The organism is Streptomyces viridochromogenes DSM 40736 (assembly GCF_000158955.1).
GTDB lineage: Bacteria > Actinomycetota > Actinomycetes > Streptomycetales > Streptomycetaceae > Streptomyces > Streptomyces venetus.
In genome coordinates this window covers 8,016,913-8,027,944 of record NZ_GG657757.1, presented here as the reverse complement: position 1 = coordinate 8,027,944, position 11,032 = coordinate 8,016,913, and the positions used below count along the sequence as shown (strand labels likewise).

General features: G+C 71.1%; 7 protein-coding genes. All 7 read right to left on the bottom strand.

All coding sequences use genetic code 11. The features are described 5' to 3' along the window. Window positions 1-57: 57 nt before the first annotated feature. The 7 genes from SSQG_RS35155 to SSQG_RS35125 all read right to left on the bottom strand — a co-directional run bounded on the left by SSQG_RS35155 (window position 58) and on the right by SSQG_RS35125 (window position 11,030). The gene (locus SSQG_RS35155) at window positions 58-663 is read right to left on the bottom strand and encodes a sarcosine oxidase subunit gamma (protein WP_003994760.1); all 606 of its coding nucleotides are present in this window, start codon (window positions 661-663) and stop codon (window positions 58-60) included. Beyond that, entirely contained in the window at window positions 656-3,895 is a 3,240-nt protein-coding gene (locus tag SSQG_RS35150; protein WP_003994759.1) for a sarcosine oxidase subunit delta family protein, read from the bottom strand. The genes SSQG_RS35155 and SSQG_RS35150 overlap by 8 nt, the downstream gene beginning before the upstream one ends. Window positions 3,896-3,915: 20 nt before the next feature. After that, window positions 3,916-5,148 (bottom strand): sarcosine oxidase subunit beta family protein, encoded by a 1,233-nt coding sequence (locus tag SSQG_RS35145; RefSeq protein WP_003994758.1) that lies wholly within the window; start codon window positions 5,146-5,148, stop codon window positions 3,916-3,918. Then, window positions 5,145-6,428 (bottom strand): serine hydroxymethyltransferase, encoded by a 1,284-nt coding sequence (gene glyA, locus SSQG_RS35140; RefSeq protein WP_003994757.1) that lies wholly within the window; start codon window positions 6,426-6,428, stop codon window positions 5,145-5,147. Before glyA ends, SSQG_RS35145 begins: the two co-directional genes overlap by 4 nt. After that, the gene (locus SSQG_RS35135) at window positions 6,425-7,285 is read right to left on the bottom strand and encodes a bifunctional methylenetetrahydrofolate dehydrogenase/methenyltetrahydrofolate cyclohydrolase (protein WP_003994756.1); all 861 of its coding nucleotides are present in this window, start codon (window positions 7,283-7,285) and stop codon (window positions 6,425-6,427) included. The genes glyA and SSQG_RS35135 overlap by 4 nt, the downstream gene beginning before the upstream one ends. A 117-nt stretch (window positions 7,286-7,402) precedes the next feature. Beyond that, window positions 7,403-9,841 (bottom strand): GcvT family protein, encoded by a 2,439-nt coding sequence (locus SSQG_RS35130; protein ID WP_003994755.1) that lies wholly within the window; start codon window positions 9,839-9,841, stop codon window positions 7,403-7,405. A gap of 226 nt (window positions 9,842-10,067) precedes the next feature. Beyond that, entirely contained in the window at window positions 10,068-11,030 is a 963-nt protein-coding gene (locus SSQG_RS35125) for an ABC transporter substrate-binding protein (protein ID WP_003994754.1), read from the bottom strand. Window positions 11,031-11,032 lie beyond the last annotated feature (2 nt).

The following is an 11,032-nucleotide window of genomic DNA, read 5'->3' as shown; positions in this document are numbered from 1 at the left end:
GCGGCGGTCGGTGATCCGGACACCGGATCACCGACCGCCGCTCGCGTGGTGCCGGCGTCAGCCCGTCCACTCCACGGCCGCGTCCAGCAGCCAGTCCGTCAGGTAGCCGGCGAACGACGAACGGACCAGGACCCAGAAACCGGCCCCGGGGTCGTCACGGGCGACGAGGACGACCTGGGTGCGGCCCAGGGTCGTCTGGGCGCAGCGGCCCGGGCCGAAGACCCGCGGGTGCAGATCCAGCGAGCAGCCGTGGGCCAGCAGGTCGTGGGCCCGGGGGCCCGCCACGAGGAGCGTGGTGCGCTGGGCAGAGACGTCGGTGACGGACACGGGCTCGTCGCCCGCGGCGTCGCGGATCCGGCTCTCCAGTTCCCGCTGACCGCCGGGCGGACCCACCACGAGCCACTCGTCGGGGCCGAGCCACAGCGCGGTCTGTTCCCCGGCGCGGACGACGGTGTCGGGTTCGACGGGCAGGGGGAGCCCCAGCGCCAGCCCCACGGCGTCCGCCGCCGCGCCCTTGGGGTCGAGGCGCACGTTCACCTGGGTCAGGAAGGGGAGTTCCGCCAGCCGGACCGCGCCCCCGGAGGTGCGGGTCACGGCGGCCAGCCGGCCGGCGGCGTGCGCCAGCGGGCTGCGGAGCGGGACGGTCAGGGCGGTGTCAGCCATCGCGGCGGGCTCCCTCGGGGTCGTAGAGGACGGGACTCGCGACGGTCACCGGGACCAGCCGGTCGCCCACGGGTGCGTAGAGTCGCTCGCCGATGCGGTCCCGGCCGCCCTTGACCAGCGCGAGCGCGAAGGTCCTGCCGAGGGCCGCGCTGCGGTAACTGGACGTGACGTGGCCGAGCATCGGAACGGGCGGTTCGGGCAGCACACCGCCGGCGACCAGGTGCGTGCCCTCGGGGAGGAAGGTGCCCGGGTCCTCCGGGAGCAGCCCGACCAGGTGCTTGCGGTCAGGGCGGGCGGTGTCGGCACGGGCATAGGAGCGCTTGCCGATGAAGTCCCGCTTCTTCTTCGACACCACCCAGTTCATGCCGAGGTCCTGCGGTGTCACGGTGCCGTCGGTGTCCTGCCCGACGATCGGATAGCCCTTCTCCGCGCGCAGGACGTGCATCGTCTCCGTGCCGTAGGGGGTGATGCCGTACGGGGCACCGGCCTCGTGCAGCGCCTCCCACAGGGTGAGGGCCTCCCACGGTGACACGTTGATCTCGTAGGCGAGTTCACCGGAGAAGCTGATCCGGCAGACCCGGGCGTCGATGCCCGCGACGGTCGTGTCCCGCCACGCCATGAACGGGAAGTCGTCGTTGGCGACCGCCAGTCGGGGCGCGAGGAGGCCGAGGACCTCGCGGGACTTCGGGCCGACCAGGGCGACGGTGGCCCACTGTTCGGTCACGGAGGTGCAGTGGACGCGCAGTTCGGGCCACTCCGTCTGGAGCCACTCCTCCATCCAGTCCAGCACGGCGGCCGCGTTGCCCGTGGTCGTGGTGACCGTGAAGCGGTCCCGTGCGAGGCGGATGACGGTGCCGTCGTCGAAGACCATCCCGTCCGGGCGGCACATCACGCCGTAGCGGATCATGCCGACCTTCAGGGTGCTCATCATGTTGGTGTAGAGCAGGTCGAGGAAGACGTCGGCGTCCGGGCCCTGGACGTCGATCTTGCCGAGGGTGGAGGCGTCCATGAAGGCGACGCCCTCACGGGCGGCGGCGCACTCGCGCAGCACCGCCGTCTCCATGTCCTCACCGTCCCGCGGGTAGTACCAGGGGCGCTTCCACTGGCCGACGTTCTCGAAGAGCGCGCCGTGCGCGACGTGCCAAGCGTGGAGGGCTGTCGTACGGACCGGGTCGCTCAGCGCGCCGCGGTCGCGGCCCGCGAGGGCGGCGAAGGAGACCGGCGTGTAGGGCGGACGGAACGTGGTCGTGCCGAGCGCCGAGACGTCCACGCCGAGCAGTTCGGCGACCGTGCCACTGGCCAGGACGCCCGAGGTCTTGCCCTGGTCGTTGGCCGTGCCGGCCGTGGTGTAGCGCTTGGTGTGCTCGACCGAGCGCATACCGGCGCCGGTCGCGCGGGCCAGGTCGTCGACGGTGACGTCGCGTTGGAGGTCGACGAAGCGCGGGGCGCCTTCCCGGCCGGGGACGGTGAAGACGCGCATGGGCGGCGTCTGCGGGTGCGCGGGCACCCGGGGCAGAGGCGGAGCCTCGGCGGTGTAGCCCTCGGTCTCGATCGCGCGGGCGCCTGCGGCGGCCCCCTGGGCGAGAACCCGCGCCAGGTCGAAGACGCCGCTCGCGCCGCCCGCGACCTCGACGGCCTGCCGGGAGGCGTCGGGGACGAAGGTGCCGAGTTCCTCGTCGTAGCGGAGCTTGCCGCCCGCCTGGCTGAACAGGTGCGCCACCGGGTTCCAGCCGCCGGAGACCAGCAGCAGGTCGGCGGCGAACTCCCGCCGGCCTGTCGTCTCTCCGTACGGCGCGACGGTCACGGCGGTGAGACGGGGAGCGCCCTCCGTGGCGATCACGGCGTGGCCGGGCAGCACCTCGATGCCGGCCTGCCGGGCCCGCTCCGCCCACTCCCCCGGCTCGGGGCGGGTGTCGACGACGGCCTCGACGGCCACGCCCGCCGCGGTGAGGTCCAAGGCCGTCGCGTAGGCACTGTCGTTGGTGGTGAAGACGACCGCGTGGCGGCCGGGCAGCACACCGTGGCGATGGAGGTGGGTACGGGCGGAGGCGGCCAGCATCACGCCGGGGCGGTCGTTGTCGGCGAAGGCCAGCGAACGTTCGTGGGCTCCGGTGGCGAGGACGACGCGGCGGGCTCGGATGCGCCAGACGCGTTCGCGGGAGAGGTGGTCGGGCGCCTCGGCGCCGAGGTGGTGGGTGCGGCGCTCCACGGCGAGGAGGTGGTTGTCGTCGTAGTAGCCGAAGACGGTGGTGCGGCGCAGGACGCGGATGTCGGGGGCGGCGTCGAGGCGGGCGGCCGTCTCGTCCACCCAGTCGAGGAGTTCGCCGGTGCCGAGGAGGCTGCCGCCGGGTTCCGGCTGGTCGTCGGCGAGGATGACGCGGGCGCCTGAGCGTACGGCGGCTGACGCCGCGGCGAGGCCCGCCGGGCCCGCGCCGACGACGAGCAGGTCGCAGTGGGTGTGCACGGCGTCGTAGCGGGCCGGGTCCGGTGTGGTGGCGAGGCGGCCCTGGCCGGGGAGACCGGTCGCGACGAGGCCGTCGTGGAGCTCGACGGTGGTGGCGGGGAGCATCGGCTCGGGGAACGGCTCCTCGATCTGGACGACCGCGTTGGGTTCCTCGACGCCGGCCGAGAAGATGCCGCGGGGACGGCCCAGTTTGATGCTGGTGCCGGTCTGGATGACGCCGTTGGCGAGCAGGGCGGAGGCGAGGGTGTCGCCCTTGTAGCCTTGGTATTCAGTGCCGTCGAAGGTGAAGGTCAAGGGCTCGTCGCGGTGGATTCGGCCGCGGGTGGGGTGGCGGAAAGGCTGGGTGGATTCGCCCCCGCCGCCCCTGCCCTTCCCCTCGTGAAGGGGCTGCGCCCCTTCGACCCCGCTGGGGGCTGTGCCCCCAGGCCCCCCTTCGGCCTGAACGGCCTCGTCCTCAAACGCCGGACGGGCTGGGTGTGCCGGACTCGGCTGGAATGCGACCGGGCGCTGCTCCCCCGCACGGTAGACCGTCAGGATCTCGTTCGTCGACGTGTCGCGCACGGCGTTGAACCAGCGGCGGCAGCCCGCCGTGTGGCTCCAGCGCTCGGCGAAGGGGCCCCTCGGGTTGTCGCGGAAGAAGAGGTAGCGGGCCCACTCCTCGTCGGTGAGGGAGGACGGGTCCTGCGGGTACGGCACGTGGGCCTGGCCGCCGTAGTGGAACTCGGCCTCGTCGCGGGGCCCGCACCACGGGCAGGGGATCAGCAGCATGGGTCGGCTCCCTAGTGGTCCTAGTGGGCCACCGCGGCCGCGCCGTGCTCGTCGACGAGCGCGCCGGTGGTGAAACGGTCGAGCGAGAAGGGGGCGTTCAGCGGATGCGGTGTGTCATGGGCGATGGTGTGGGCGTAGACCCAGCCGACGCCCGGGGTGGCCTTGAAACCGCCGGTTCCCCAGCCGCAGTTGAGGTAGAGGTTGTCGACGGGGCTGAGGCCGACGATCGGTGAGGCGTCGGGGCTGACGTCGACGATGCCGCCCCAGGTGCGCAGCACGTGGGCGCGGGCGAAGACCGGGAAGAGTTCCAGGGCCGCCGCCATCTGCTCCTCGATGATGTGGAAGGCGCCGCGCTGGGTGTAGGAGTTGTACGCGTCGATGCCCGCGCCCATCACCAGCTCGCCCTTGTGGGCCTGACTGACGTACACGTGGACCGCGTTGGACATGACGACCGTCGGGTGGACCGGCTCCAGCAGCTCCGACACCAGCGCCTGCAACGGGTGGCTCTGGAGCGGGAGTTCGACGCCTGCCATCGCCGCCAGCACCGAGGTGTGGCCCGCCGAGCACAGGGCCACCTTGCCCGCCGCGATCGGCCCACGGGTGGTCTGTACTCCGACCACCCGGCCTGAGACCACGTCGAGGCCGGTGACCTCGCAGTTCTGGATGATGTCGATGCCGGCGGCGTCGGCGGAGCGGGCCAGGCCCCACGCGACGTGGTCGTGTTTGGCGATGCCGGCGCGCGGCTGGTAGGTGGCGCCCAGGACGGGGTAGCGCACATCCGGGGAGGTGTTGACGATCGGGCAGACGTCCTTGACGCCGTCCGCGTCGAGCCATTCGGCGTCCACGCCGCCCAGCCGGTTGGCCTCGACGCGGCGCACGCTGTCGCGGACGTCCTGGAGGCTGTGGGCGAGGTTCAGTACGCCGCGCTGGGAGAACAGGATCGGGTAGTCGAGCTCGTCCGCCAGGCCTTCCCACAGCTTGAGGGCGTGCTCGTAGATGCCGGTGCTCTCGTCCCAGAGGTAGTTGGAGCGGATGATCGTGGTGTTGCGGGCCATGTTGCCGCCCGCCAGCCAGCCCTTCTCCAGTACGGCCACGTCGGTGATGCCGTGGTTCTTCGCCAGGTAGTGGGCGGTGGCCAGGCCGTGGCCGCCGCCGCCGACGATGACGACGTCGTAGGAGCGCTTCGGCTCGGGGTTGCGCCACAGCCAGTCGGGGTGTTCGGGGAGCTCGGCGCCGGGGGTGCGGGGGCTCATCGGGCGTCTCCGTCCTCGGACAGGTGGGGGTAGAGCGGGTGCTTGGCGGCGAGGGCCTCGGTGCGGGCGCGCAGGGCGCCCACGTCCGGCTCCGGCTGCAGGGCGAGGGCGATCACGTCCGCGACCTCGGCGAAGTCCGCCTCGGTGAAGCCGCGGGTGGCCAGGGCCGGGGTGCCGATGCGCAGGCCCGAGGTGACCATGGGCGGGCGCGGGTCGAAGGGCACGGCGTTGCGGTTGACGGTGATGCCGATCTCGTGGAGCAGGTCCTCGGCCTGGCGGCCGTCCAGTTCCGAGTCGCGCAGGTCGACCAGGACGAGGTGGACGTCCGTGCCTCCGGTGAGCACCTTCACCCCGGCCGCCGACGTGTCCGCCCGGGTGAGGCGTTCGGCGAGGATGCGGGCGCCCGCGAGGGTGCGGGCCTGGCGCTCGGCGAACTCCGGTGACGCGGCGACCTTGAAGGACACCGCCTTCGCGGCGATGACATGTTCCAGGGGGCCGCCCTGCATGCCGGGGAACACCGCCGAGTTGATCTTCTTGGCGAGGTCGGCCTCGTTGGTGAGGATGACACCACCGCGGGGACCGCCGAGCGTCTTGTGCGTCGTCGTGGTCGTGCCGTGGGCGTGCGGTACGGGGCTGGGGTGCAGGCCCGCCGCCACCAGACCGGCGAAGTGCGCCATGTCGACCATCAGCAGGGCGCCCACCTCGTCGGCGATCCTGCGGAAGGCCGCGAAGTCCAGCTGCCTCGGGTACGCCGACCAGCCCGCGATGATCACCTTGGGGCGGTGTTCCTTGGCCAGCCGCTCGACCTCGTCCATGTCGACGAGGTGGTCCGTCTCGCAGACGTGGTATGGCACGACGTTCAGCATCTTGCCGCTGTAGTTGATGCGCATGCCGTGGGTGAGGTGCCCGCCGTGCGCGAGATCGAGGCCGAGGACGGTGTCGCCGGGCTGGAGCAGGGCGAAGAAGACGGCCGTGTTCGCCTGGGCGCCCGAGTGCGGCTGCACGTTGGCGAAGCCCGCGCCGAAGAGGGACTTGATCCGCTCGATGGCCAGCCGCTCGGTGACGTCGACGTGTTCGCAACCGCCGTAGTAGCGGCGGCCCGGGTAGCCCTCGGCGTATTTGTTGGTCGCGACCGAGCCCTGGGCCTCCATCACGGCGGAGGGCGCGAAGTTCTCGGAGGCGATCATCTCCAGGGTGGACTGCTGGCGGTGCAGCTCGGCGCGGAGCGCGGCGTGGACCTCCGGGTCCAGCTCCGCCAGCGGTGTGTTCAGCGCGTTCATACGGCGTTCGCGTTCCTCTCGGCGGCCTCGACGACATTGGCGAGCAGCATGGCCCGGGTCATGGGGCCCACTCCCCCGGGCATCGGCGCGAGCCATCCGGCGACCTGGGTGGCGTCCGGATGGATGTCTCCGACCAGCCCCTGGCCGGTGCGGGTGATGCCGACGTCCAGGACGGCCGCGCCGGGGCGCAGCATGTCCTTGGTGATCAGCCCGGGCGAGCCGGCGGCCGCGACGACGATGTCCGCCTCGCGCAGGTGCCAGGCCAGGCCCTTGGTTCCGGTGTGGCAGAGGGTGACGGTGGCGTTCTCGGACCGGCGGGTGAGCAGGAGTCCGATGGGCCGTCCGACCGTGATGCCCCGGCCGATCACACACACCCGCGCTCCGGCGAGCGGCACGTCGTGGCGCCGGAGCAGTTCGACGATGCCGCGCGGGGTGCACGGCAGCGGAGCCTCGGCGCCGAGGACGAGGCGGCCGAGGTTGACGGGGTGCAGTCCGTCGGCGTCCTTGGCCGGGTCCATGCGCTCCAGCACGGCGCCCGCGTCGAGATGACCCGGCAACGGCAGCTGCACGATGTAGCCGGTGCAGGCGGGATCGGCATTGAGCTCGTCGATCGCCTCCTCGACCTGCCGCTGCGAGGCATCAGCGGCCAGCTCCCGCCGTATGGAGGCGATACCCACCTGGGCACAGTCACGGTGCTTGCCACCGACGTACGCGTGACTGCCCGGGTCGTCGCCGACCAGGACGGTGCCAAGGCCAGGCGCCCGACCGGTGAGGGCGGTCAACTTCGCCACGCGCTCGGCGAGTTCACGCCGGATGGTGGCAGCAGTGGACTTGCCGTCCAGGAGTTGTGCGGTCACCTGGGGAGCTCCTTCCAAGGAGGCTGAGCCTGAACGCCCCCGAGGGGCGCGGGGCTGTATCGATCAGCGGCTTCGCCGCGGGGCGCGACAAACCACGACGCACCCGCGGACGAAAACTCACCCACGAAGACGGGCCATCGCCGGATCGAACAGCGGCTCTTCGGCCACCACCGCCTCGACGGACTGATCGAAGTACCCGATGTGCACGAGCGCCCCCGGCTCCGCAAGCTCCACCGGCAGCCACGCATAGGCAATGCCCTTGCCGATCGTGTAGCCATAGGCCGCACTCGTGACGTACCCGACCGCACGCTCACCGTCGAACACGGGCTCCTTGCCCATGACGACAGCCCGCGGGTCGTCGATCGTGAGGCACGTCAGCTTGCGCCGCACATCCCCCTTGCGCCGCTCCAACGCCGCCTTCCCGATGAAGTCGTCCTTGTCGAGCTTCACGGCGAAGCCGACCCCGGCCTCGTACGGGTCGTGTTCGTACGTCATGTCCGTACCGAAGGACCGGTAGCCCTTCTCCAGCCGGAGGCTGTTGAACGCGCCCCGCCCCGCCACGATGCCGCCCAGCGGCTCCGCCGCACGCCACAGCGTGTCCCACAGCTTCTGGCCCAGGTCCGCGGTGGTGTACAGCTCCCAGCCGAGCTCACCGACGTACGACAGCCGCATCGCCGTCACCGGCACGGAGCCGATGTGCGCACGCTGGGCGCGGAAGTACTTCAGGCCGGTCGCCGAGAAGTCGGCGTCGGTGAGGGGCTGGAGGACGTCACGGGCACGCGGTCCCCACAGGCCGACGCAGCAGGTGCCGGGGGTGATGTCGCGGACCTGGACGGTGCCGTCGGCCGGGAGGTGACGGGTGAACCAGTCGAGGTCCAGGTTGCCGTTGGCGCCGACCTGGAAGAGGTCGGGGGCCAGCCGCGCGACGGTGATGTCGCTGCGGATGCCGCCGTCGTGGTCGAGGAGCAGGGTGTACGTCACCGAGCCGACGGACTTGGCGACCTTGCCGGTGCACAGCCGCTCCAGGAACTCGCCGGCGCCGCGTCCGCTGACCTCCAGCCGCTTGAGGGCCGTCATGTCGTACATCGCGACGGTCTCGCGGGTGGTCTGGGCCTCGGCGCCGACGATGGGCGACCAGTACCGCGCGGCCCAGTCGTTGGGAGTGACGATGGAACGGCCTTCGACCAGACCCGCGTTGGCCTCGTACCACTGGGGGCGCTCCCAGCCGTTCGCCTCCAGGAAGAATGCGCCCTGTTCCTGCTGGCGGGTGTGGAACGGGCTGGTGCGGATCGGGCGCGGGTCTCCCGACGGCTGGAGCGGGTGCAGGATGTCGTAGACCTCGACGAAGTTCTGGCAGTCGCGGGCCAGTACGTACTCCGGGGAGAGCTGGTGCGGTTCAAACCGGTTGACGTCGCACTCGTGCAGGTCGAACGAGGAGCAGTAGCCGTCGACCAGCCACTCGGCCATGGCCCGCCCGACGCCCGCGGAGTGGGTGACCCAGACGGCTTCGGCCACCCAGAAGCCCTTGACGTCCGGGGACTCGCCGAGCAGGGGCAGGCCGTCGGTGGTGAAGGAGAACAGGCCGTTGATGCCCTCCTCCACCTTGGCGTCCTTCGTCGCGGGGAGCAGTGACCGCGTCTCGCTCCAGGCCTCCTCGAAGTCCTCCTCGGTGAACTTCAGGACGGAGGGCATCTCCTCGGCCTCGTCCACGGAGAGGATGTCGTCGGCGGAGACCGGCATCGGGCGGTGGCCGTAGTAGCCGATGCCCAGGGTGTCGAAGCGGTCGCGGTAGTAGAGGTCGGCGTCCTGGTGGCGCAGGATCGGGCGGACCGCCTCCTGCGTCTGGCCGGCCAGGGCCGGTACCGGGCCCGTCCAGGCGAGCTGGTGGCCGAGCGGTGTGAGCGGGAGGTTCATGCCGACCATGCGGGCGATCTTCGGCCCCCAGATGCCGGCGCAGCAGACGACGATGTCGGCGGGGATCTCGCCCTGGTCGGTGAGGACGCCGGTCACCTCGCCCTCGGCCCTTGGGACGTCGAGGACCTCGTGGCGGGCGAGGAAACGCACGCCACGCGCGGTGGCCCGGCGGATCTGGGCCTCGACGGCGAGGACCGCCTTCGCGAGGCCGTCCGTCGGCACGAGGAGACCGGCGAGGACCTTGTCCGGGTTGACGAGCGGGTGCTGTTCGACGCACTCCTCGGTGCCCAGCAGGCGGGCCTCGATGCCCCAGGAGCTGAGCCAGCCGTGACGCCGCCGCAGCTCCGCGACGCGCTCCGGGCTGGTCGCCACCTCCAGGCCGCCGACCTGGAGGAAGCAGGGCTGGCCGTCCACGTCGAGCGAGCAGAACTTCTCGACGGTGTAACGGGCCATCTCGGTCATGGTCTTGGAGGGGTTGGTCTGGAAGACCAGGCCCGGGGCGTGCGACGACGATCCCCCGGTGGCGGGCAGCGGGCCCTGGTCGACCACGGTCACTTCGGTCCAGCCTCGCGCGGAGATCTCGTCGGCGAGCGCGGCCCCCACGACGCCCGCTCCGATGATGACCACCCGGGGTCCCGCCATCGCCGCACCTCCGACGTTGAAAGCGTCCAGTTGCTGTGTGCGCAACAAGGTTCAGGTTGCGCAACTCAATGTGCCCGCCGTGAAGAGACGTGTCAAGGGGTCCGCGACGGCGGAAAACCGCCCTGCGGCGACAGGGCGGAATCACCAGAAAACGACAAGGCCCGGCAGGCTGACGGCACAGCCTGCCGGGCCTTCCCGGCGGAGGTTCACAGGGCGGTCGGGCGCCCTACTTGATCCAGGCGTCGACCTTGTCGCGGTTGGCCTCGACCCACTTCTTCGCCGCGGCCTCGGGCGCCATCTTGTCCACCGCTATGTACGTGGCCACGGTGTTCTGGTCGTCGTTCGTCCAGTGGAACTTCTTCACCATGTCGTAGGCGGGGCTGCCCGACTTGGCGAACTTGGCACTGACGATCTTGTCGAGCTTGTACACGGGATAGTCGCAGGCGACCTTCTCGGCGTCGGCGTCGCAGCCCGTCTTGTACGCGGGCAGGCTGACCTTCTTCAGCGGCACCTCGGACATGAACCACTGCGGCTCGTAGAAGTAGCCAATCACCCATTCCTTGTTCTTCTCGGCGTTGCGGTACGCCTGGATGAGGGCGGTCTCGCTGCCCGCGTACACCACCTTGAAGTCCAGCTTCAGGTTCTTCACCAGGGCCTCGTCGTTGGTGACGTACGACGGGTCGCCGTCGAGGAGCTGGCCCTTGCCGCCCGACTCCGAGGTCTTGAACTTCGACGCGTACGTGTTGAGGTTCTTCCAGTCGAGGATGTCCGGGTGCGCCTTCGCCAGCCACGGCGGCACGTACCAGCCGATGAGGCCCTTGTTGCCGGTCGGGCCCGCCTCGACGGCCGTCTTCTGCTGGGTGATGTACTTCTTCTTCAGATCGTCATGGCCCCAGTTCTCGACGACGGCGTCGACCTCGCCCGTGCCGAAGCCCTGCCAGGCGATCTCCTCCTTGAGGTCCTTCTGTTCGACCTTGCAGCCGAGGTCGTGTTCGGCGACGTACGCGAGGACCGCCGCGTTCGCCTCGTAGCCCACCCACGGGTTGATCGCGAGGTTGAAGGTGCCGCACTTGCCCTTGCCGCCCGAGCCGCCCGCGCTGTCCTCGCCGACCTTCGCGCCCCCGCAGGCCGTGAGGGTCAGGCCGAGGACGGCCAGGCCGGCCGCGCCGGCTCTCCAGTGTCGTGCCATGG

Coding starts and splice junctions, on each gene's coding strand:
- SSQG_RS35155 (WP_003994760.1), bottom strand. CDS start 663: ATGGCTGACACCGCCCTGACCGTCCCGCTCCGCAGCCCGCTGGCGCAC.
- SSQG_RS35150 (WP_003994759.1), bottom strand. CDS start 3,895: ATGCTGCTGATCCCCTGCCCGTGGTGCGGGCCCCGCGACGAGGCCGAG.
- SSQG_RS35145 (WP_003994758.1), bottom strand. CDS start 5,148: ATGAGCCCCCGCACCCCCGGCGCCGAGCTCCCCGAACACCCCGACTGG.
- glyA (WP_003994757.1), bottom strand. CDS start 6,428: ATGAACGCGCTGAACACACCGCTGGCGGAGCTGGACCCGGAGGTCCAC.
- SSQG_RS35130 (WP_003994755.1), bottom strand. CDS start 9,841: ATGGCGGGACCCCGGGTGGTCATCATCGGAGCGGGCGTCGTGGGGGCC.
- SSQG_RS35125 (WP_003994754.1), bottom strand. CDS start 11,030: ATGGCACGACACTGGAGAGCCGGCGCGGCCGGCCTGGCCGTCCTCGGC.